The sequence below is a fragment of the Streptomyces sp. NBC_01306 genome, from assembly GCF_026340465.1.
Classification (GTDB): Bacteria; Actinomycetota; Actinomycetes; order Streptomycetales; family Streptomycetaceae; genus Streptomyces.
Window position 1 is genome coordinate 3,344,030 of record NZ_JAPEPC010000001.1, and the last position, 21,758, is coordinate 3,365,787.

The window sequence follows — 21,758 nt, forward strand, 5'->3', positions numbered from 1 at the left end:
TCGGGAAGCCGGCTGTCAGATGACAGCGATCCCGCGAGGCGGTCCTCTGGACGTGATGACGTGGGAGAGCAGCAGCTGTCGCGGGGTGCGGACTTCGCTGCCGCAGCAGATCCGCGGCCATCCCGGTACCGGTACCGGGATGGCCAGGACGAGGGGCCGGAGAGGTGCTGCGAGCCAGCCGGCCACAACTCGTCCGGTACGGAAGGCCGCACGTTCTCCGTGGGCGAGCCACAGGCCGCTCAGCAGGGCGGCCAGCAGGTGGGCTGCCAGCATTCCGGACGGCGACATGTTCCCCATGTGGTGCCCGGCGGGCATGCCGGCGCCGTGGGTCATGGTCTGCATGACGTGGTGTACGTGGCTCCGGGCGCCGGGCACGACCACGCCAGGCATGTCCATGTGGCCCATCCTGGGGGGCGGTTGACGCAGGTGCCCGCCCAGCCCCGCGGCCCTCACCATGCGGGTGGCCGCGGACTCGGAGAGATCCCCGGTGTTCCCGCACAGCAGGAACGCGCTCCATTCGCGGGCGAAGGAGGCTCCGCCCGCCATGGCGGGGTGAGTGGCGGCCTGGGCCAGGGAGAAACCGGCATGGAGTGCGGCCTGCATACCGACCGCCGCCGAGGTGACTGCCGTGATGCCACGCTCTTTGCGGGCAAGGGCCCAGGAACCGACGGCCGTTCCGGCGAACCCGCCGGCAACCGTCCACCAGGCCAACGGGACGCCGGACATGAGGACGTGACCGGTGACCGCACACAGCAGGCAGACAGCAGCGAACATCGCGGCCCGCACCGCGCGTCCCAGTACGTCCCCAGTCATGGTGGGCTCATCCTCGCATCCAGCCGTGGCACTCGCTCCGGTCAAGTCCGACATGTTCGCCGTCTTCTCGTGCCCGACGGATGCTGTCGGATGGCATCCCCAACAAGGCGCGGAGCACCTGGTGGCAGATGCCTCCAGAGGTAGTCGGCCGGCTGCGCCGTTCGGTTCCGGCGGGTTCCGCCCGGGCGGGAGCATCGGGCGCACGGGGTGGCCGGCCCGTGCCTCCGAGCGGGGTGCCACGACCGCTTCCAGGTGTCCGGCCCCGGGTATTCCACCTGCGTGGGAACGGGAGACCGTCCCGGTAGCCCCCCTACAGCGATCCACCGAGAGGAGAGTGAGGACCGATGACCGGAAACAGTTCTCCGGAGCCCGTGGCGACGTTCTGCGGCAACTGCAACTGCGGCTGTCCCCAGTTGTTCGTCGACGAGACGGCAGCCGTGGAGCGCAGGGTCGTGATCACGGACGACTTCGGGCAGCGGGTGGAAATGAGCGCGGATCAGTTCGGCTCCCTGCTGGAGGAGGCAAAGGCGGGAAAACTGGATGCCGTCGCAACGGCGTAGGACCCGCGCCGATTCTCCGGTCCGGTCCGCACCCGTGCCGATTCTCCGGTCTGATCCGCACCCGTGCCGATTCTCCGGTCTGATCCGCAGAGGAACACTCTCGCCGGTCCGGTCCGGTCCCCGTAGGACCTACACCGGTCCGGTCTGCTCCGCGTAAGACCTGCGCCGGCCCGGTCTGGTCCGCGCAGGGCCTGCGCCGGTACGGTGTGGTCCGCCCCGTCGGCCGCCTCAGGTGCCGGGGCGGACCAGGGCCCGCCTGCGCGTCCGGGGCAGCTTCGACCGGCAGACACTGATCCGCGTGAACGCGCCCGCCGGTGACGTGTCTGTTCGAGAAGGGTGATACCAGGTGAGTTCCACTCCCATGGACGTCGCCGATGAAGCCGGTGAGATCCGTCGTTTCTGGGGCGGGCTCGGTCTTCCCGGGTTGATCGACGTCCATACCCACTTCATGCCTGAGCGTGTCCTGCACAAGGTCTGGGACTACTTCGACACCAGCGGGCCGATGATCGGCGGATTGGCATGGCCCATCGCCTACCGCAAGCAGGAGGCGGAACGTGTGGCCGTCCTGCGGGACTTCGGGGTGCGGGCCTTCACCGCGATGGTCTATCCCCACAAGCCCGCCATGGCCCAGTGGCTGAACGAGTGGGCGGCCGGCTTCGCCCACCGCACCCCTGACTGCCTGCACACGGCCACCTTGTATCCCGAGCCGGGCGTCGAGGCGTACGTCCGCGAGGCCGTCGAAGCGGGGGCCCGCGTGTTCAAGGCTCACATACAGGTGGGCGCCTATGACCCGGCCGATGAACGTCTCGGGCCGGTCTGGGGGCTGCTGGCCGAGGCAGGCATCCCGGTGGTCATGCACTGCGGTTCCGGACCCGCGCCCGGCAAGTACACCGGTCCTGAACCGGTCGCGCGCGTCCTGGAACGCCATCCGGGACTCCGGCTGATCGTCGCGCACATGGGCATGCCCGAGTACGCGGAGTTCCTCGATCTCGCCGAGCGGTACGACCAGGTACGGCTGGACACGACGATGACGTTCACCGACTTCACCGAAGGATTCATGCCGTTTCCGCCGCGGGACCTGGCGCGTCTCGCCGACCTGGGCGACCGCATCCTGCTCGGCACCGACTTCCCCAACGTGCCCTACCCCTACCTGCACCAGCTCCACGCCCTGGAGCGGCTGGACCTGGGGCGCGACTGGCTGCGGGCGGTCTGCCACGACAACGCGGCCGGACTCTTCGAGCTGTGAGGGACGCCTGGGACGGTGACGAGCTCGCTCCCCGGCGTGGCCGCCGGTATCGGCACTCGCGACCGCGCCAGCGCCCCGAGCTGCTTCGGCTCAGCCCAGCGCATCCATCAGGGCGGTGACATAGGCGTTCAGCCGCTCCTCGACGAGCCGCGTCGTCAGCTCTGTCCTCCCTGACTCACGCCATGACTGCGACACCTGCCGCACTTCTTCCGAGAACGCCAGCCCGTCCCGTACCAGCCAGTACAGCCGCTCGCCCGCAGCCGCTGCCAGCGCCCCACCGGCCTCCTCGTACGCCTCGGCGAACCGCAGACCCCACGCCGGGCCGTGCAGCAGCGCGAGATTGGTGGAACAGTGCGCCACATCGAGATCGGCCGGGCCCCAGGAGGCCCCTGCCCAGTCGACGACCCCCGTGATCCGGGCAGCTGCCGGCCTTGAGGGCAAGGCGTCGAACAGCACGTTGCCGGGCTGGAAGTCCCGGTGCAGGAAGCGCCCTTGATAGGCGGGCACAGGTTTGCGGATCACGTCGATCGCCGCGGCCCATGCCGCCGCGTCGGCGCCCTTCGGAGTCACAACGGTGCCCGCGGTCGTCAACGCCACATACGTGGGGGGCCGTTCGGCGGGTCGCAGCGTATGGATCGCTGCGAGTTGACGGGCCAGCAGCGGGACGCGCGTCTCCACTCCCTCATCATCGAGGACTGTCCGTCCCGGCAGATGGGTCCTGAGGAGCGACGGAAACTCGCAATGCGCGGCGGTCGGGTCAACCGCGACCAGTCCAGGAACCGGCACGCTGCTCCCCGCGAGCAGAGCCAGGGCTCCGGCCTCCCTGTTCAGCCAGTCCTCCGCGTGCTCCACGTTGACGAAGGTCCGCAGCACCAGGTCGCGGGTGCCTCCGTCCCGCGTACCGATGGTCAGCTTCCGTACGTCGGCAGTGATGCCCCCGTGCAGCGCTTCGGCTCTGACGATGCGCTCGCCGGCCTCCAGGTGCCGTCTCACCCACGCGAGGGTTGACGGTCGGACAGCCTCCGCTTCATGGTGATTGGTCACTGTGCCAGCTCATCATCCGGACGACGGCACGTGCAAAAGGTTTCCTCGGAGGCGATGGCGACGCCGCTTCGCTCCTCCCGCCCGCTGTGCCACCGCGTCGTGTGAACAATTCGCTGTGCCGGGGGAAAGGGTGTCCGTAGGGTCCCCCCATGGACGACCCCGTACTCACCGCCCGTGAACTCGTGCGGGAACGGTTCCCCGGCGCCCGGGCAGCCTTCCTCGCCGGCAGTGTGCTGACCGACCGCCGGACACCCACCTCCGACCTGGACATCGTCGTCCTCCTGGACGGACCGCCCGCACCCCTCCGCGAGAACCTGCTGTACCGCGGCTGGCCGGTGGAGCTGTTCGTACAGACCCGGGCCGACTGGCAGCGCTTCGCCGATCAGGAGACCGCGAAGCGGAGTTCACCGCTGCTCGCCATGTGTTCCGACGGGATGCTTCTCGTCGACAGGGACGGGCTGGGCGCTTCGCTCCAGGCCGAGGCGCGAAAGCGCTGGGCTGCGGGACCGCCACCGCTCTCGGACCGTGAACGGGACTACCAGCGGTACATCCTGACCGACCTGCTCGACGACCTGCGCGGCTGCGCGGACCCTGCCGAGCAGGTGCACCTGGTCGCGCACATGTTGCAGCGCGCGTCCGAGCTGGTCCTGCTGGCCGGCGGGCACTGGCTCGGCGGGGGCAAGTGGCTGTCGCGGCGGCTGGCCGCGGCCGACCCCGGACTGCACCGAGCGCTGACCGAGGCCGCCGCGCAGGCGGTCACCGGGGACACGAACGCCTTCGCCGCGACCGTGACAGAGGTGCTCGACCGGGCCGGCGGCCCGCTCTGGGACGGGTACGCCATCCGATGAGGCGGTGGGGGCGCGACAACCCCACCTCGTAGCCTCCGCGTTCACGTGGATCGCTGCTCACCGAGCGGGATAACTCACCTGGCACGGCGCTTGCTTGCGCAGGGTGAACCGGCTTCCCGCGGACACCCGCCCCTCAGCCCCCACCGGCTGATGCCGGCGCCGGTCGTTCAGGTCCCACCGGAAAGCCCCGGGCCACAGGCCCGGGGCTTTCCGTGGAACTCGGCCTTTCCCGCATTCACCGAGCAGGCGCCCTTCCGTGGTGGTGGTCCGTCAGGAGGGACCAGATCACGAAAACGCCGATCGCGATGGCGATGAACGCCCAGATCGGCTGGTACGGCAGCCACATGAAGTTCGCGATGACGCTGATCCCGGCCATGAAGACGCCGAGCCAGCGGGCCCAGGGGGCACCCCGGAGAATGCCCAGGCCGGTGAGGATGAGGAGCACGCCGATGGCCAGATGGATCCAGCCCCAGGCGGTCAGGTTGAACTCGTACGCGTAGTGGCCGACCCGTGTGTAGACGCTGTCCTTCGCGATGCCGACCACGCCGTTGAGCACACCCAGCACGCCGTCCACGAACAGCAGCACACCGGCGAACAGGGTTCCACCACTCGCCCAGGCACTGCCGCTGCCCCTGCCGGGCTGCGTGTGGTGAGGTGTGGGCCCCCCGGAGGGGGCTGCGGACTGAGCCATGAGAGCCTCCTTCGCCGGGTAGTCGGGCGTTCCGGCGTGGCCCCGACACTCCGCCTCCACGGCTTCCGCCACCAGCCGGGCAGGGCCATTCGGGTGAATCGATCCGTAATCCCGTCGTCCCGTAATCGCGTGGTTACGTACGGCCAACCGCCGTCACACCCCGGCCAGCCCCCGGTCCACCGGTGACCCCGCCCACGGCCCTCCGGCCGCTGAGCTGAGGTTGTCGAGGCACAGGTCGATCAGGTGCAGCAGGGTGTCGAGGTCGCGGCTGCCGCTCGCCTGCCAGGTGCGGGCGGCGACCGTCATGGCGCAGGCGTGCATCGACACCAGGAGCTGGGGCCGCGGGTCGGCCGGGTCCGCGAGGTGCTCCCGCGCGGCGAGGATCCCGGCGAGTGCGTCCTGCTCGCTCAGCAGGACGCGGTGGAGGGAGACGAGCAGGCCGGGTGTGACGGCCACGAGGTGCAGTACGGCGAGGCAGGCCGGCGTGGAGCGGTACTCGGGACCGGCCCGCGTCACCTCGGTCAGGGCGCGGCGCGTGGCTTCGCGCAGCGCGGCCAGCGGCGGCTCCTCCGGGGGCCTGCGGTCCAGCTCGCGCAGGGTGAGTACGGCCAGCTCCCGGAACACCGCGAGCAGCACGTCCTCCTTGCCCGTGAAGTACCGCAGCAACGTGCGTTTGGACACATCGGCCGCGGCCGCGATGTCGTCCAGCGTGGTGCCGTCGAAGCCGCGGGAGCCGAACAGGTCGAGGGCCGCGTGGCAGAGCGCGTCGCGGGTCCGGAGCTTCTTGCGGGCGCGCAGGCCGGCGGACGCGGTGCGTTCGGCCGGGCTGGGTTGCATACGGGTTCCTCCTGGGCGGGACGGCTTACCGGCGGACCGTACCGTGGGCAGCCAGGGGATTCTGTCACCTGGTGCCATATGCTTTCGGACGACACGCCTGGCGGGCCTGTCGACCCGTCTGTCCGCGTTGCCTGGAGGAACGTCCCGTATGTCTCGTCCCATCCGAGTCGCGATCGTCGGTGCCGGCCCGGCCGGTATCTACGCCGCCGACGCCCTGCTGAAGTCCGACGCCGCCCAGACCCCGGGCGTCTCCATCGACCTGTTCGAGCGGATGCCCGCACCGTTCGGGCTGATCCGCTACGGGGTCGCCCCGGACCACCCGCGGATCAAGGGCATCATCACCGCGCTGCACAAGGTGCTGGACAAGCCTCAGATACGGCTCTTCGGCAATGTGGACTACCCCAACGACCTCACGCTGGACGACCTGCACCGCTTCTACGACGCCGTGGTCTTCTCCACCGGCGCGATGGCGGACCGGGCCCTGGACATTCCCGGGATAGCCCTGGACGGCTCGTTCGGCGCCGCGGACTTCGTCTCCTGGTACGACGGCCACCCCGACGTCCCGCGCACCTGGCCGCTGGAGGCCGGGAAGGTCGCCGTGCTCGGGGTGGGCAACGTCGCCCTGGACGTGGCACGGATCCTGGCCAAGACCGCCGACGAGCTGCTGCCCACCGAGATCCCGCCGAACGTGCACGCCGGGCTCCAGCAGAACAAGGCCGCCGAGGTCCATGTCTTCGGCCGCCGCGGACCCGCGCAGGCCAAGTTCAGCCCGATGGAGCTGCGCGAGCTCGACCACTCGCCGAACATCGAGGTCGTGGTCAACCCCGAGGACATCGACTACGACGAGGGCTCGATCGCCACCCGCCGCGGTGACAAGCAGGCCAACATGGTCGCCTCCACCCTGGAGAACTGGGCCATCCGCGACGCCGGGGACCGCCCGCACAAGCTCTTCCTCCACTTCTTCGAGTCCCCGGAGGAGATCATCGGCGAGGACGGGCGCGTGGTCGGGCTGCGTACGGAGCGCACCGAGCTGGACGGCACCGGCAACGTCCGCGGCACCGGCCGCTTCACCGACTGGGATGTCCAGGCCGTCTACCGCGCGGTGGGTTACCGCTCGGACGAGCTGCCCAAGCTGCCCTTCGACGTGGCCTCCGGCACCGTCCCCCACGAGGCCGGGCGCGTGCTGGCCGCCGACGGCAGCCACCAGACCGCCGTCTATGTCACCGGCTGGATCAAGCGCGGCCCGATCGGGCTCATCGGCCACACCAAGGGCGACGCCAACGAGACCGTGGCCTGCCTCCTCGACGACCACGCCGCCGGGCGCCTCCCCGGCGCCGGCCTGCCGGACCCGGATGCCGTCACCGCCTTCCTGGCGGAGCGCGGCGTCCGCTACACCACGTGGGACGGCTGGCACCAGCTCGACAGCCACGAGCGGAGCCTGGGCGACGCGGAGGGCCGCGAGCGCGTGAAGGTCGTCGAGCGCGAGGACATGCTCCGCCACAGCGGCGCCTGACAGACAGCGCGCGCCCTGACAGCACCCGCGGGCGGCCGGGTGCCACGTGTCGTGAACGAATACCGACGCGGTGGCACCCGGCCGCCCGCTGCTGTCCGGTCCGCCGGACCGGCAGGCCCCAAGAGGCTCTGCGCACAACGCGCTTGCTTCAAGTGCACTGGAACGTTCTAGCGTGGCCGTCATGACGGTGACCGAGAGCACCCCCGTGAAGGCCCCACCCGTGGACCACTGCCTGTCCGTCGGACCGGCCCACCCGCTCCCCGACGGCCAGGACCGCTACACGATCAGCGAAGTCGTCGCGTACACCGGGCTCAGCGCGCCCACCCTGCGCTGGTACGAGCAGATCGGTCTGATGCCGCGCGTGGAGCGGTCGCACACCGGCCAGCGCCGCTTCGACAACAGGGACCTGGACTGGCTCGCCTTCGTGAGCAAACTGCGGCTGACCGGCATGCCGGTCGCCGACATGGTCCGCTTCGCGGAGCTGGTCCTCCGGGGCGAGGTCACCTACCAGGAACGGCAGCGGATTCTGGAGCAGACCCGGCAGGAAGTCGTCGCGCGCATCGCGGACTTGCAAGGCGCCCTCGCCGTACTGGACTCCAAGATCCGATTTTATGCGGGCGCCGGCACGGCGTCGGAAAGGGCCTGAGCATCATCATGAGCAACGCCATCGGGACAAACACCACCGCCACCGCCACCGAACCGGTCCGCGAGATACGCAAGGTCGAGCTGGGCACCGGCGGCCCCCTCGTCGGCGTCCAGGGTTTCGGCGCCATGGGCATCAGCGCCGTCTACGGGGAGACGGACGCCGCGGCGGCCCGCGACGCCCTGGAGGCCACCGTCGAGGCGGGCGTCACCCTCATCGACACCGCCGACATGTACGGCACCGGCACCAACGAGGAGTTCCTCGCGCCGTTCGTCGCCGCGCACCGTGACGAGATCACCCTGGCCACCAAGTTCGCCTTCGAGTACCGCGCCGACGACCCGGCCTACCGGGCCATCCGGAACGATCCGGTGTACATCAGGAAGGCCGTCGAGGCGAGCCTGCGCCGCCTGGACGTCGATGTCATCGACCTCTACTACATGCACCGCCGCGACCCCGCCGTCCCGTTCGCCGATTCCGTCGGCGCCATGGCCGAACTGGTACAGGAGGGCAAGGTCAGGCACCTCGGCCTGAGCGAGGTCACCGGCGCCGAGCTGCGCGAGGCGCACGCCGTGCACCCGATCGCCGCCCTCCAGTCGGAGTGGTCGGTCTTCAGCCGGGACGTCGAGCGCAGCGCGGTGGGCGCGGCCGCCGAGCTGGGGGTGGCCTTCGTGCCGTACTCGCCGCTCGGCAGGGGGCTGCTGACCGGTGCCATCACCGGTTCGGACAAGGACCTCTCCGGCAGCGACTTCCGGCAGCTGCTGCCGCGTTTCACGGGCGACAACGCCAAGGCGAACGCCGCTCTCCTGGCACCGCTGCACGAGATCGCGGCCGCCCGCGGCGCCACCACGGCGCAGATCGCGCTGGCCTGGGTGCAGCAGCGGGCCCGGGCGCACGGCCTGACCGTCGTGCCGATCCCCGGGACCCGCAAGCGCAGCCGCCTCCTGGAGAACGCCGCGGCCACCCGGATCACGCTGACGGACGACGAGTTGGCGCGCCTTGAGCCGATCGCCGGCCAGGTGGCGGGCGACCGCTACGCGGACATGTCCATCACGTCCGTGGGCCGGGAGGCGTAGGCCCGGTCCCGACGTGGTCGGCCACGGCCACGAGCAGCACCCGCGTGCCCTCCTCCCGTGCCCGCCAGCGGTGCCGCACTCCGCCGGTGAGGAAGAGCGTGTCGCCCCGGCCCAGTTGGTACGTACGGCCTTCGGCCTCGACTTCGGCCGTGCCGTCGGCGACGTACATCAACTCGTCGTTGCGGTGCTCGAATTCGCGGCTCTCGTCGTGGTCACCGGTGAACTCCAGTGCGTGCATCTGCTGGTGGCCGCGCACCAGCGGGCGGACGCGCGCCGTCGCGTCGAGGCCGGGGTCTGCGTCGGCCCGTACGACGTCCACCCGGCGCGGGGAGTCGGCGGCCGACAGGAGCTGTACGGCAGTCGTCTCCAGCGCGTCCGCGATGAGTTGCAGCGAACGCATGCTGGGGCGGGCCCGGTTGTTCTCGATCTGGCTGAGGAAAGGCGACGACAGACCGCTGAGAGCGGCGACCTCGGCGAGCGTGAGGTCCAGAGCCCTGCGCCGCCTGCGGATGCCCGGTCCGATCCGGAGGGCGGGCGATTCGGCTGTCACGTCGTGCTCCCTCGTCTCCGGTCCGCTGTGCCGCTTCTCATCATCTCGCAGCCTGCCGATGACTTCGTACGCCCTTCACAGCGCCGCAACACTCCGGCTCTAGCTTCTAAGGAGATTGACCACATCAAAGAAAGTTTCATGGAGGGGTCCTATGTCAACGGCTCGTACGCGTACGTCACCGGTCGACCAGAACACCCGCCGCCGCCGCGGCACCGGCCTGATCGCTCTCGACCCCGACGCCTCCGCGGGCGGCTACACCCTCTTCGCCCCGCTCACCGGCACCGGCGAGGTGTACCTGATCGACCTGCACGGCACGGTCGTCCACGAGTGGAAGCTGCCCTACCGGCCCGGCCGGCACGCGCGCGTCCTGGCCAACGGGAACCTCGCCTACAACGGCGTGCTCCCCGGCGAGCCGGCGCTCTTCCCCATGTGGCACAAGTACCGGGGCGGCGTGATGCTCGAAGCCGCCCCGGACGGCACCGTGCTGCGCGAGTACCGGGACCCGCTCCAGCACCACGACGCCCACCACATCGGCGACGGCCGCATCCTCTACACCGCGCTCGAACCCCTGCGGGGCGCGGACGCGGACGCCGTACGGGGCGGAGTGCCCGGTTCGGAGGCGGCCGACGGCACGGTCTGGGCGGACACGATCCGGGAAGTCGGCGCGGACGGCTCCGTACGCTGGTCGTGGCGGGCCTCCGAGCACCTCGACCGCGAGGAGTACCCGCTGCACCCCGACTACGCGCGCGAGCACTGGCCCCTGATCAACAGCGTCGCCCCGCTCGCCGACGGCACCATCCTGGCCAGTCTGCGCAGCGTCTCGGCCGTCGTCGTCATCAGCCGCGAGACCGGCGAGATCCTGTGGCGGACCGCCCCCGGCACCGTCTCGCAGCAGCACGCGCCCACCGAGCTGGCCAACGGCGGTCTGCTGGTGTTCGACAACGGAGTCTTCCGGCCCGGATCGGACGTGCCGTACTCCCGTGTCATCGAGATCGAGCGGTCGTCGGGAAAGATCGTGTGGGAGTACCACGACCCGGCCCGGGAGTCGTTCTTCGCGCCGTTCATGGGCAGTGCGCAGCGCCTCGCGGGCGGCAACACCCTGGTCACGGACTCCCCTTCGGGCCGGCTCTTCGAGGTGACGCCCGACGGATACCTGTGCTGGGAGTACGTCGTCCCGTACTTCGGCGGATACCGGGAGTCCGAGGTGCGCGGCCTGTTCCCGTCCGAGCCCAACGCCGTCTTCCGCGCGTACCGTTACTCCGCCGACGAGCTGCCCTGGCTGGACGCGGGGGCCACCCCGTGACGACCGCCGGTCTCCCGCCCGGCCGCCTCGACGCCGTCGACGAACGGCTGCCGCTGCGCCGGCTGGCCCCGCTGTCCGCGCAGCACGTCCTGGCCATGGTGGCCTCGCCCGTGTCGACGGTGTTCCTGACCGGCCAGGCCCTCGGCCTCGGCCCCGGGCGCACCGCGTCCCTGCTCAGCGCCACTCTCGTGCTGTGCGGCGCGGGGACCCTTCTGCAGTCGCTCGGGGTGTGGAAGGCCGGGGCGCGGCTGCCGTTCGTGATGCTGCCCGGCGGGGCGGCGACGGCGCTGTTCCTCCAGACCGCCAAGGACCACGGCCCGGCCACCGCGACCGGGGCGGTCCTCCTCGCGGCTGCGCTGCTGGGTGCCGTGCTGCCGTTCTACGCCAGGATCGTGCGCCTCTTCCCGCCGCTGGTCATGGGCGTCACCGTGCTACTGATCGGCATCGGCATGATCAGGGTCGGCGCCCAGCTGATCACCGGCCTGCCCGGGACCGCCGGGTACGCCGCACCGTCGGCGGTCGTACTGGCCGCCGCGACGATCGGCTGCACACTGCTGCTCCTGCTGCTGCTCCGCGGGGTCTGGCGGCAGACCGCGGTGCTGCTCGGGATGGGGGCCGGCACCGTCATCGCCGTCACGACCGGCCTGGGCCACTTCGCACCCCCCGGCGGAGGCGGCGGCGGTCTGTCCCTCCCGCGCCTCCTTCCGTACGGAGCACCGCACTTCGACGTGGTGGCCGCGCTGCCGCTGCTCGTCTTCAGCCTCACGACCCTCGCGGAGATCACCGGCCAGACCGTCCTGAACAGCGAGACGGTGGGCCGGGTCTCCGACCCAGGACGCGATGTACCGCGCGTCGCATCGACCGATGCGCTGGTCTCGCTCCTCGGCGGGCTGTTCGGTACGTCGCTGCTGGTGACCAGCTCGGAGAACATCGGAATCGTCCGGCTGACCGGAGTCCGCAGCCGCTTCGTCACGGCGGGGGCGGGTGCCCTGCTCGTCGTGGTCGGCCTGTTCGCGCCTCTGTCGCGGCTGCCGGCCGGGATACCGGCGCCGGTCGTCGGGGGATCATCGCTGGTGATCTACGGGATCATCGCGGCGATGGGCATCGCCATGCTGGGACGCACGGCCCCCGGCGCGACGGCCGACTCCACGGTGATCGCCCTGTCCCTCACCGCTGGCCTGCTGCCGGTGGTCGCACCGGACATCTACCAGGGCTTCCCCGGCTGGGCCCGGACGATCCTGGGCAGCGGCGTGGTGGCGGGCACACTCACCGCCGTACTGCTCCACCCGCTCTTCCGGCGCTTCGCCGCACGGGAGGGCGGTACGGGGGAACGGGTACGGGGGCCGGACGCTGATCCGGGCCCGGCCCTGCGGCGTGGCGCCCGCTGACACAGGGTCCGTGGCCTTGACATGGTGCGTACGGAGAGACAGACGGGCCGTACGCCTCGGGAGAGGCGTCCCGGGCAGAGGAGCGTTGCGCATGAGCCTTCGGCTGAAGAGCATCACCCGCGAAGAACACCTGGCTTTCATCAGGGCCCGGCCTTCTGCGAGCCATATGCAGGTGCCGTCGTGGGGGGACGTGAAGCCGGACTGGCGGGCGGAGAGCCTGGGTTGGTTCGAGACGGACGGCTGGACGGACGAGCGGGCGGACGACGGGACGGACGAGCGGGCGGACAGCCGGCTCGTCGGAGTGGGGCTGGTGCTGTTCAGACCGCTGCCCAGACTCAGGCGCTACCTCGCCTATCTGCCCGAGGGCCCGGTCATCGACTGGCACGCGGCCGATCTGGAGCGGTGGCTGAAGCCGATGCTGTCGCATCTGAAGCGGCAGGGGGCGTTCTCGGTGAAGATGGGGCCGCCCGTGGTCGCCCGGCTCTGGGACACCGATGCGGTCAAGGCCGCCATCGCCGATCCGGCGGCCGGGCGGCTGCGGGACGCCGCCCCGACCTGGCACGATCCCCGGGCCCTCGACGTCGCCGACCGGCTGCGCGGGATGGGGTGGCAGCAGACCGAGCCGGGCGGCGAGGACGGTTTCGCGGCGGGCCAGCCGCGCTACGTGTTCCAGGTGCCTTTCGCGGGGCGCTCGCTGGACGAGGTGCACAAGGGCCTCAACCAGCAGTGGCGGCGCAACATCAAGAAGGCCGAGAAGGCCGGAGTCACGGTCGTACGGGGTGAGTACGCAGACCTGTCCGCCTTCTACGACCTCTACGTCGAGACGGCCGCCCGGGACCGGTTCATCCCCCGTCCGCTCGCGTACTTCCAGCGGATGTGGACCGTACTGACCGCCGAGGACCCCGACCGGATGCGGCTCTACCTGGCCCACCACGAGGGTGAAGTCCTCGCGGCCGCCACGATGCTGACGGTCGGCGAGCACGTCTGGTACTCCTACGGCGCGTCCACCGGCAGAAAGCGCGAAGTCCAGCCGAACAACGCCATCCAGTGGCGCATGATGTCCGACGCACACGCACTCGGTGCCGGCGTCTACGACCTGCGGGGCATCACCGACACCCTGGAGGAGAGCAACCACCTGCTCGGCCTGCTCCGCTTCAAGGTCGGCACCGGCGGTCACGCTGCCGAGTACCTGGGCGAGTGGGACTTCCCCCTCAACCGCTTCCTGCACAAGGCCCTCGACCTGTACATGTCCCGGCGCTGAGGCCGGGTGCGCCCGGTTCCGGAACAGCCCGGAACCGCCCAGAACGGGCGATCGGGCGGCGCGCGGACGATGATGGAAGCACGCGGGAAAGCAAACGCGACCTCCGAGGGCTTGATCATGGGCGGCTGGCACGTACGGGACTTCACTCCGGACGATCTGGAAGCCGTGGTGCGCCTCGACGGGGACAGCACGACCAGCGATCAGCAGCCCGTCTTCCGTCTGTCGGAGACCGTCGCCGCGCTGCAGGCGCAGAATCCCAGCGTCGTCGCGGTGGCCGACGGGCATCTCGTGGGGGCCGCCGTGGGCCGCGTGGACGGGGACCGGGCGTGGGTGCTGCGCATCGCACTGCATCCGGGCTGGCGCAATCTGGGGCTCGGCACCGCGCTGCTCACCGCCCTGGAGCAGCGGTTGCAGGCTGCCGGATCCAGGATCATCGCAGCGGTGCTGCCCGATGAGGAGACCGGTGCCACGGCGCTCGGCAACTCGGGGTTCCGCCCGCACCGCGGGCTGACGTACTTCGAGAAGGTGCGCTCGGCGACGGCGCAGGGCTCCGCTGCCCTGTCCTCGCTCGGCGCGACGACTCCCGCGACCGGGCTGTGGGAACAGCTCACGGGCATGGTGGACGAGAAACGGCTCATCGAGCGCCGGCTGGTGCTCCCGCTGGCCAACCCCGACGTGGCCGAGCAGCACGGCGTCGAACCCCCGCAGGCCGTTGTGCTGTTCGGGCCGCCGGGCACCGGAAAGAGCACCTTCGCCAAGGCCGTGGCGGGCCGGCTCGGCTGGCCGTTCGTGGAGCTCTTTCCCTCCCGGCTCGCGCTGGAGGACGGGCTGGCGAACGGGCTGGGCCGCCGCTTCGACGAGATCGGCCGGCTCGACCATGCGCTGGTCTTCATCGACGAGGTGGAGGAGGTCGCCAGTGCGCGCAATCGCGCCGACCCCGCAGCGATCGGCGTCGTCAACGAACTCCTCAAGGCGATCGTGCGCTTCCGCCGGCGCGAGGGCAGGCTGCTCATCTGCGCCACCAACGCCGTCGCCGCTCTCGATCCGGCGTTCCTGCGCCATGGGCGGTTCGATTACGTCCTGCCCGTCGGACCGCCCGACCATGAGGCCCGCAAGGCGCTGTGGGCCGGGTACACCGCCAAGGCCGGGGGCGAGACCGACATGTCCGTGCTGGCCGACGCCAGCGACGGATTCACTCCGGCCGACATCAAGCAGGCCGCCCGTACGGTCGCCCAGGCCGTCTTCGAGCGCACCCTCGACACCGGAGAGAGGGCCCGGCCCACCACCGACGACTACCTCCGCACCATCAGCCGCACCCGGCCCACCGTCACTGCGGACATGGCCCTGGAGTTCGCCGACCACACCGTCCGTTACGGCCGCACCTGACCCGCCACCGCATGGCGCGCTCCGGCGGCAGCGCTTCAGGGACCGCCGAGCAGCTCCAGGGCCTCGGTCCAGCGGAACCCGGAGGTGGCTTTCGTGGCCCCGGGCGGACCCGGATCGTACGCACTGAACAGGACGCCCATGTCACGCAGTGCGTCGACGCTCCGGCGGTACGCGGGGTGGGCGGCCTGGGCCGCGTTCAGGCAGGGCAGTACGACGGTGGGGATGCCCGCGCCGTAGGCCTCGCAGAGGATGCCGAGCGCCAGGGTGTCCGAGATACCGGCCGCCCATTTGTTGATCGTGTTGAACGTGGCGGGCGCCACCGCGACGGCGTCCGCCGGCGGCAGCGGGCGCGGGTCGCCGGGAGCGCGCCAGGCGGACCTGATCGGGTAGCCGGTCTGTGCCACCACCGCGTCCGCGTCGATGAAGCCGAGCCCCTGCGGGGTGGCGACGACGCCGACGTCCCAACCCCGCTCCTGCGCGGCCGTGATCAGTCGGCCCACCCCGCCCGCGATGCCGGACGCGCAGACCACCACGTACAGGAAGGGCCTCTTCGGCCGGTCGGGCTGTTGCGTCCCGTCGGGCGGGGGCGTCCCGCCGGGCTGTGCGGGCTGTTCTCTCATGTGGTCCCCCTCGTCAATGCGCTGCGGGACCAGTCTGCGTGACTCCGGTGGTGTCGGGCCGGGTGGGCAGGACCACCCGGAACGTGGTGTCACCGGGGCTGCTGCTGACGTCGACCGTGCCGCCGTGTGCGGTGACCACCGCATGGACGATGGCCAGGCCGAGGCCGGTGCTGCCGGTCGTGCTTCCCGTCGTGCGGGAGCGGCTGTGGTCGGCGCGGACGAAGCGGCCGAACACCTCGGGCCTGAGCTCTTCGGGAATGCCCGGGCCGGTGTCGTGCACGCTCAGCTCGATGCCCGCCTCCACCGTGCTGAGCCGTACGGTCACCTCGGTGCCCGGCGGGGTGTGCGTGCGCGCGTTGGCCAGGAGGTTGCCGAACGCCTGCTGGAGCCGGTGGGTGTCGCCGGTGAGCGTGACGGGCTCCTCCGGCAGGTCGAGCAGCCAGCGGTGGCCGGGGCCCGCGGCCCGTGCGTCGTCCGTCGCGTCGAGTACCAGCCGGGTGAGATCGACCTGTTCGCGCTCCAGCGGGCGGCCCGCGTCCAGCCGGGCGAGGAGCAGCAGGTCGTCGACGAGGCGGGTCATCCGGTGGGACTCGGAGTGGATGCGCTCCAGTGCGTGCCGCACCTCGGGGGGTACGGGGCCCCGGTGCCGGAGGGCGAGTTCGGAGTGGCCGCGTACGTTGGCGACCGGGGTGCGCAGTTCGTGGCTCGCGTCCGCCGCGAAGTGCCGCAGCCGTTCCTCGCCCGCCTGGCGCTGGGCGAGCGCGTTCCCGATGTGCCCGAGCATCTGGTTGAGCGCGGTCTTGACCTGGCCGACCTCGGTACGCGGATCGGTGACGGCCAGCGGCTCGGGCATGGCCACCTCGCCGCTGGCGAGCGGCAGCCGGGCGACCGCGGCGGCGCGGGTGGTCACCCGGCGCAGGGGGCGCAGCGAGACCCGCACCCACAGGGCGCCCGCCACGCCCGTCGCCAGCAGGGCGGCCACGAACACGGCGGCCTCCACGGCTTCGAGCCGGTGGACCGTCTCCTCGACGGGGTGCAGCGGCAGCCCGGTGACCAGGACGTCCCCGTCGTCGCCGCGGGTGGCGGCGGCCCGGTAGCGGTGGAGGGTGTGCAGACGGATGCTGTGGCCGGTGCCGTCGGCGGGCAGGGCCGCGAGCGTACGGCGGTCGGCGGCGGTCAGCGGGACCGGGCGGTCGGCCTCGTCGTGCACCACGGCCGCGCTGGTGGCCGTCCCCTTCAGCAGCCGCGCGCCGAACGTGCCCTCGGCCTGGCCCCGGGTGTCGGGGCGGTTGTCCGCGTCGGGGTGCTTCTCGTGTTCGAGGCTGGCCGCGAACCGGCCCCCGGACGCGGTGAGCTGCTGGTCGAGCCGGCCCACGAGGAAACCCTGCAGTGCGAGGGCGGTGGTGATGCCGACGGCCGCGCAGGCCACCGCGAGCAGGACGACGAGCCCGGCGGTGAGCTGGCCGCGCAGGGTGTGCGGGGGCAGCCGTCTCACGACTGGTCCGGCTTGAGTACGTAGCCGACTCCCCGCACCGTGTGGATCATCGGGGCCCGGCCCGCGTCGATCTTCTTGCGCAGATAGCTGATGTACAGCTCGACGATGTGCGCACGGCCGCCGAAGTCGTACGCCCAGACGCGGTCGAGGATCTGCTCCTTGGACAGCACCCTGCGCGGATTGCGCAGCAGGAACCGCAGCAGCTCGAACTCGGTGCGTGAGAGGTCGATGCTGTCGTGGCCGCGCCTGACCTCCCTGGCGTCCTCGTCCATCCTGAGGTCTCCGACCGTCAGCCAGTTCCCCTCGGGCTCCGCGGCCATTCCCGCGCGGCGCAGCAGCCCGCGCAGCCTGGCCAGCACCTCTTCCAGGCTGAACGGTTTGGTGACGTAGTCGTCGCCGCCCGCCGTGAGGCCCGCGATCCGGTCCTCGACCGCGTCGCGTGCGGTCAGGAAGAGCACACAGACCCCGGTGAGACGGGCGCGCAGCTCATGCAGGACGTGCAGTCCGTCCATGTCGGGGAGCATCCAGTCGAGGACCACCGCGTCGGGGCGGAAGTCATCGGCCGCGGCGAGCGCGGACGCGCCGTCGGCGGCGCTGCGCACGTCCCACCCCTCCGAGCCCAGGGCCCCGGTCAGCACGTCGGTCAGGTCCGGCTCGTCGTCCACGACCAGGACGCGGACCGCCGCTCCGTCCGGGCGCCGCAGTACCGGCTGGTCGGGGCCGTGCGGTGCGGACCCGGCGGGGGTGGCCGGGCCGGTCCGCGGGACGTCGTCGCTGTTCATGGTCCTCCCAGGATGCCCCGCAGCCGGGCCGCGCGCGGGGCGGGTTCCCTCTGTGTTCCCTATGAATCCGGCTCCGTGTCCCCAGGGATTCCGGCTCCGCCGCCCGCCTCGGGGGCCGCTTCAGAAGGTACGCAGAGAATCCGCTGCCAGTCTGGCCCGTCCGACCGGCCTACGCGTCCGGCGACCGGAGCGAACCGACCGAGGAGGGACATGGCCACCACCTTCGACGACACCCATACCGGCACCGGCACCGCCACCGCCGACGGCGGCGTGCGCCACGGTCTGCGCCACCGGCGCGCACGGCGCAGCGTCCTCCCCGTCCTGGCGCCCCTGCTGATCTGGGCCGGAGCCGCCGGCGTGCTCGCCATGTGGTGGAGCGACACGAACGCCGTCGTCGGGCTGTCGGGGTGGCTGACCAACGCGGGCCGGATCACCGGCCTGCTCGCCGGGTACGCCCTGGCTGTCCTGCTGGCCCTGATGGCCCGGATACCCGCCCTGGACCGCAGCATCGGCACGGACAGGCTGGCCCGCTGGCACGCCACGGGCGGGCGGTTCACGGTGTCGCTCGCACTCACCCACACCCTGATGATCATCTGGGGTTACTCGCTGGCCTCCCACACGGACGTCGTGAGCCAGACGTCCACCCTGGTCCTGCACTACCCCGATCTCCTCAAGGGCACCGCCGGATTCCTGCTCTTCGTGGTGACCGGCATCCTCTCCGCCCGCGCCGCCCGGCGCAGGATGAGCTACGAGACCTGGCACTACCTCCACTTCGCCACCTATCTGGCCGTCTTCCTCACCTTCGGCCACCAGCTCTCCAACGGCGCCGACTTCGTCGCCAACCGCCCGGCACAGATCGCCTGGTACGCCCTGTACCTCGGTGTCGCCGCGCTGCTCGTCTGGTTCCGGTTCGCCGTGCCCGTACGCCGTGGGCTCCGGCACCGGCTGCGCGTCACCGCCGTGCGGCCCGAGGCGCCGGGCGTCGTCTCCGTCTACCTGACCGGTGCCCGGCTGGACGAACTCGCCGCTCAGCCAGGCCAGTTCCTCCGCTGGCGGTTCCTCACGCCGGGCCTGTGGTGGACGGCCAACCCGTACTCCCTCTCCGCACCCGCCCACTCCGGCTCGCTGCGCATCACCGTGAAGGCCGCGGGCGGACACAGCGCCGCCCTCGCGCGGCTGGCACCCGGCACCCGGGTCTGGGCGGAGGGCCCGTACGGCGCTTTCACCGCGGACCGCCGCACCAGCGCGAAGGTGCTGCTCCTGGGGGCGGGCGTGGGCATCACCCCGCTGCGGACCCTGTTCGAGACGCTGCCGGGCCGGGTGACCCTCGTCTATCTCGCCCGGCGGGCCGAGGATCTGGCCCTGCGCTCCGAGCTCGACGCGATAGCCGCGCACCGGCACGCCGTCGTCCACTACGTCGTCGACGAGCCCGCCCACCTTTCCGTCCCGCTCACCGCGGAGGCGCTGGCCCGGCTGGTCCCCGGTCTGGCCGAGCACGACGTGTATCTGTGCGGGCCGCCCGGAATGACGGAGACCGCGGTCCGGTCGCTGCGGGAAGCGGGGGTCCCGGGGCGCCGCATCCACCACGAATCGTTCGCCTTCTGAGGGGATCAGGATCAATGAGGAGAACTGCCATGCGCCGGACCCTCCTGGTCAGCGCCGGGTCCTGCGCCCTGGTCGTCGCGCTGCTGTCACTCAAGCCGCACCAGTCACCCGCCCTGGCGGGCGTCGCACCACGCACCTCCAAGAGCGCGGCCCCACAGGCCAGTTCGCCGAGCACGGCAGGTACGACGGGCGGGACGGCCAAGACCGGTGGGACGGCCAAGACCGGCGGGACGGCCAAGACGGGCGCCACCGGTACGTACACCGGTGACCCGGTCGACACGCAGTACGGCACCGTCCAGGTGGCTGCCACCGTCACCGGGGGCCGCCTGACCGGGGTACGGATCCTCCGGGCGCCCGACCAGAACGGCAGGGACCAGCAGATCGCCTCGTACGCCCTGCCCCGCCTCACGCAGGAGGCCGTGGGCGCCAACAGCGCGCACATCGACGCCGTATCGGGGGCCAGTTACACCAGCCAGGGCTATATGCAGTCCCTGCAGAGCGCACTGGACAAGTCCGGTGCCTGACAACGACATGGCTGACGACGACATACCCGGCAACAACATGCCCGGCAGCAGCCGCCGCCCGGTACTGCGCCATGTCGTCCACGTCATGGGCACGGTGTTCTCCTTCGACATCCGCGACCCGGCCACCACCGCGATCCACCGGGCGCTGGCGCGGGCGGTCCGCGGACTGCACGAGGTCGACGAGGTCTTCTCCACCTACCGCCCGGACAGTGCCATCAGCCGGCTGGGCCGCGGTGAGACCACGGTCGCGGACTGCCCGCCCGACGTCCTTGAGGTCTTCCAACTGTGCTCGAAGGCCTTCCGGTTGAGCGAAGGCTGGTTCAGCACCGTGGCGGACGGCACGCTCGACCCCTCCGGCCTGGTCAAGGGCTGGGCTGCCGAGGCCGCCTCACGGACCCTGTGGGAGGCGGGCGCGTACAACACCTGCGTCAACGGCGGCGGCGACATCCGGCTGCGCGGCGAGTCCTCTCCCGGCACCCCGTGGCGCATCGGCATCGCCGACCCGCTGCGCCCCGGCCGGCCGGCGGCCACGGTCACCGGCCGCGACCTGGCCGTCGCCACCTCCGGCACGGCCGAGCGCGGCGTCCACATCCTCGACCCGTACACCGGCGCACCGGTGACCGGCCCCTACGCGTCGGTCACCGTGACCGGACCGGGTCTGGCCCTGACCGACGCGTACGCGACGGCCGCCTTCGCCATGGGCGAGGCGGCGCCCGCCTGGCTGGCGGGCCTCGACGGATACGAGGCGCTCACCGTCACCACCGACGGCCGCACGCACACCACACCGGGCTTCCCCGGCAGAGCGGACCCCCGTTACTAAGCCTCCGTATCGCTGTCCCTGCGCCCCACATAGACCGTGTTGGTCGACGTTCCCCCCTGGAGGGGGTTGCCGAAGGTGACCACGTGCGCCTCCGTATGCGCGAAGACCTCGGCGAGTACGGCGCCGAACTCCGCGTCCGGCGGGTCGTTCGACCACAGGGCGAAAGCACCGCCGGGGTGCAGCAGGCCGGCGAGGGCGCGCAGCCCGGACGGGCCGTAGAGCGCCGCGTGGCTGGGGTGCAGGACATGGCGCGGTGAGTGGTCGACGTCCAGCAGGATGGCGTGGAAGCGGCGGCCCGGCGCCTCGGGGTCCAGGCCGTCCGGGCCGGCGGCCAGCGCGAAGAAGTCGCCCCTGACCAGTCGGCAGCGGTCGTCCGACGCCAGCCCGGCGCCCAGCGGGACCAGACCGCGCCGGTGCCAGTCGATGACCTCGCCCAGAGTGTCGACCACCAGCAGCGAAGCCACCCGTGGGTCGTCCAGCGCGGCCCGCGCCGTGTATCCGAGGCCGAGACCGCCCACGGCGACATCCAGCGGTGTGCCGGGCAGGTCCGCCAGGCCGAGCCGGGTGAGCTCGGTCTCACCCAGGGTGAAGAGGCTGGACATCAGGAACTCGTCCCCGAGCTTCACCTCGTACACGTCGTCGCCCGACGCCGGGTCCCGCCTACGCCGCAGACTGATGTCGCCCATGGGCGTGGGCTGCCAGTCGATTTCCTCGAAACGTGCGCTCATCCCGCTGTCCTTGCTCATATCGCGCATG

General features: G+C 71.5%; 22 protein-coding genes. 13 read left to right on the top strand and 9 right to left on the bottom strand.

What is annotated here, in order from left to right; genetic code table 11:
• Positions 1–15 precede the first annotated feature (15 nt).
• Entirely contained in the window at positions 16–813 is a 798-nt protein-coding gene (locus OG385_RS14525; protein ID WP_266855087.1) for a hypothetical protein, read from the bottom strand.
• A gap of 344 nt (positions 814–1,157) precedes the next feature.
• Between OG385_RS14525 and OG385_RS14530 the strand changes: the two genes are divergently transcribed.
• Entirely contained in the window at positions 1,158–1,373 is a 216-nt protein-coding gene (locus OG385_RS14530; RefSeq protein WP_266855088.1) for a hypothetical protein, read from the top strand.
• A gap of 361 nt (positions 1,374–1,734) precedes the next feature.
• Positions 1,735–2,619 carry an amidohydrolase family protein gene (locus OG385_RS14535; RefSeq protein ID WP_266860853.1) on the top strand — a complete coding sequence of 295 codons (885 nt, stop codon included), beginning with the start codon at positions 1,735–1,737 and terminating at the stop codon, positions 2,617–2,619.
• Positions 2,620–2,709: 90 nt separating this feature from the next.
• Here the strand turns inward: OG385_RS14535 and OG385_RS14540 are convergent, their stop codons facing one another.
• Positions 2,710–3,612 carry a phosphotransferase family protein gene (locus OG385_RS14540; RefSeq protein WP_266855089.1) on the bottom strand — a complete coding sequence of 301 codons (903 nt, stop codon included), beginning with the start codon at positions 3,610–3,612 and terminating at the stop codon, positions 2,710–2,712.
• A 200-nt stretch (positions 3,613–3,812) separates the two neighbouring features.
• On the opposite strand from OG385_RS14540, the gene OG385_RS14545 reads away from it, so the two are divergent.
• A complete protein-coding gene (locus tag OG385_RS14545; RefSeq protein ID WP_266855090.1) occupies positions 3,813–4,511 on the top strand; it encodes a nucleotidyltransferase domain-containing protein in 699 nt (232 codons plus the stop codon).
• Between the two features lie 235 nt (positions 4,512–4,746).
• Here OG385_RS14545 and OG385_RS14550 read toward each other — a convergent pair whose 3' ends face one another.
• Positions 4,747–5,202 (bottom strand): hypothetical protein, encoded by a 456-nt coding sequence (locus OG385_RS14550; RefSeq protein WP_266855091.1) that lies wholly within the window; start codon positions 5,200–5,202, stop codon positions 4,747–4,749.
• 153 nt (positions 5,203–5,355) lie between these two features.
• The gene (locus OG385_RS14555; protein ID WP_266855092.1) at positions 5,356–6,039 is read right to left on the bottom strand and encodes a TetR/AcrR family transcriptional regulator; all 684 of its coding nucleotides are present in this window, start codon (positions 6,037–6,039) and stop codon (positions 5,356–5,358) included.
• Positions 6,040–6,187: 148 nt separating this feature from the next.
• On the opposite strand from OG385_RS14555, the gene OG385_RS14560 reads away from it, so the two are divergent.
• The 3 genes from OG385_RS14560 (at position 6,188) to OG385_RS14570 (ending at position 9,268) form a co-directional block, all read left to right on the top strand.
• Complete coding sequence (locus tag OG385_RS14560; protein WP_266855093.1) at positions 6,188–7,552, top strand: FAD-dependent oxidoreductase; 1,365 nt, start codon at positions 6,188–6,190, stop codon at positions 7,550–7,552.
• Positions 7,553–7,733: 181 nt separating this feature from the next.
• Positions 7,734–8,198 (top strand): MerR family transcriptional regulator, encoded by a 465-nt coding sequence (locus OG385_RS14565; protein WP_266855094.1) that lies wholly within the window; start codon positions 7,734–7,736, stop codon positions 8,196–8,198.
• 8 nt (positions 8,199–8,206) lie between these two features.
• On the top strand, positions 8,207–9,268 hold the full coding sequence (locus OG385_RS14570; protein ID WP_266855095.1) for an aldo/keto reductase: 1,062 nt from the start codon (positions 8,207–8,209) through the stop codon (positions 9,266–9,268).
• On the opposite strand, the gene OG385_RS14575 is transcribed toward OG385_RS14570, so the two are convergent.
• Positions 9,243–9,818: a helix-turn-helix domain-containing protein gene (locus OG385_RS14575; RefSeq protein WP_266855096.1), complete on the bottom strand. Its 576-nt coding sequence runs from the start codon at positions 9,816–9,818 to the stop codon at positions 9,243–9,245. The two genes, OG385_RS14570 and OG385_RS14575, sit on opposite strands and share 26 nt — an antisense overlap.
• A gap of 151 nt (positions 9,819–9,969) precedes the next feature.
• On the opposite strand from OG385_RS14575, the gene OG385_RS14580 reads away from it, so the two are divergent.
• The 4 genes from OG385_RS14580 (at position 9,970) to OG385_RS14595 (ending at position 15,156) form a co-directional block, all read left to right on the top strand.
• Positions 9,970–11,121: an aryl-sulfate sulfotransferase gene (locus OG385_RS14580; RefSeq protein WP_266855097.1), complete on the top strand. Its 1,152-nt coding sequence runs from the start codon at positions 9,970–9,972 to the stop codon at positions 11,119–11,121.
• Positions 11,118–12,509 (top strand): uracil-xanthine permease family protein, encoded by a 1,392-nt coding sequence (locus OG385_RS14585; protein ID WP_266855098.1) that lies wholly within the window; start codon positions 11,118–11,120, stop codon positions 12,507–12,509. The genes OG385_RS14580 and OG385_RS14585 overlap by 4 nt, the downstream gene beginning before the upstream one ends.
• A gap of 91 nt (positions 12,510–12,600) precedes the next feature.
• Positions 12,601–13,770 (top strand): peptidoglycan bridge formation glycyltransferase FemA/FemB family protein, encoded by a 1,170-nt coding sequence (locus tag OG385_RS14590; protein ID WP_266855099.1) that lies wholly within the window; start codon positions 12,601–12,603, stop codon positions 13,768–13,770.
• A gap of 117 nt (positions 13,771–13,887) precedes the next feature.
• Positions 13,888–15,156: an ATP-binding protein gene (locus tag OG385_RS14595; protein ID WP_266855100.1), complete on the top strand. Its 1,269-nt coding sequence runs from the start codon at positions 13,888–13,890 to the stop codon at positions 15,154–15,156.
• A gap of 35 nt (positions 15,157–15,191) precedes the next feature.
• Here OG385_RS14595 and OG385_RS14600 read toward each other — a convergent pair whose 3' ends face one another.
• Genes OG385_RS14600 through OG385_RS14610 form a run of 3 tightly spaced genes read right to left on the bottom strand, consistent with a single transcriptional unit; the run spans position 15,192 to position 18,053 of the window.
• Entirely contained in the window at positions 15,192–15,776 is a 585-nt protein-coding gene (locus OG385_RS14600; protein ID WP_266855101.1) for a flavoprotein, read from the bottom strand.
• Positions 15,777–15,789: 13 nt separating this feature from the next.
• Positions 15,790–17,271 carry a cell wall metabolism sensor histidine kinase WalK gene (locus OG385_RS14605; protein WP_266855102.1) on the bottom strand — a complete coding sequence of 494 codons (1,482 nt, stop codon included), beginning with the start codon at positions 17,269–17,271 and terminating at the stop codon, positions 15,790–15,792.
• Complete coding sequence (locus tag OG385_RS14610) at positions 17,268–18,053, bottom strand: response regulator transcription factor (protein ID WP_323183761.1); 786 nt, start codon at positions 18,051–18,053, stop codon at positions 17,268–17,270. Before OG385_RS14610 ends, OG385_RS14605 begins: the two co-directional genes overlap by 4 nt.
• A 210-nt stretch (positions 18,054–18,263) precedes the next feature.
• Here OG385_RS14610 and OG385_RS14615 point away from each other — a divergent pair, with 210 nt between their 5' ends.
• The 3 genes from OG385_RS14615 to OG385_RS14625 all read left to right on the top strand — a co-directional run bounded on the left by OG385_RS14615 (position 18,264) and on the right by OG385_RS14625 (position 21,002).
• Entirely contained in the window at positions 18,264–19,658 is a 1,395-nt protein-coding gene (locus OG385_RS14615) for a ferredoxin reductase family protein (RefSeq protein ID WP_266855103.1), read from the top strand.
• Between the two features lie 29 nt (positions 19,659–19,687).
• Positions 19,688–20,182 carry an FMN-binding protein gene (locus OG385_RS14620; protein WP_266855104.1) on the top strand — a complete coding sequence of 165 codons (495 nt, stop codon included), beginning with the start codon at positions 19,688–19,690 and terminating at the stop codon, positions 20,180–20,182.
• Positions 20,183–20,267: 85 nt separating this feature from the next.
• Entirely contained in the window at positions 20,268–21,002 is a 735-nt protein-coding gene (locus OG385_RS14625) for an FAD:protein FMN transferase (RefSeq protein WP_266860857.1), read from the top strand.
• On the opposite strand, the gene OG385_RS14630 is transcribed toward OG385_RS14625, so the two are convergent.
• On the bottom strand, positions 20,999–21,730 hold the full coding sequence (locus tag OG385_RS14630) for a spermidine synthase (RefSeq protein WP_266860858.1): 732 nt from the start codon (positions 21,728–21,730) through the stop codon (positions 20,999–21,001). The genes OG385_RS14625 and OG385_RS14630 overlap by 4 nt on opposite strands.
• Positions 21,731–21,758: the final 28 nt, after the last annotated feature.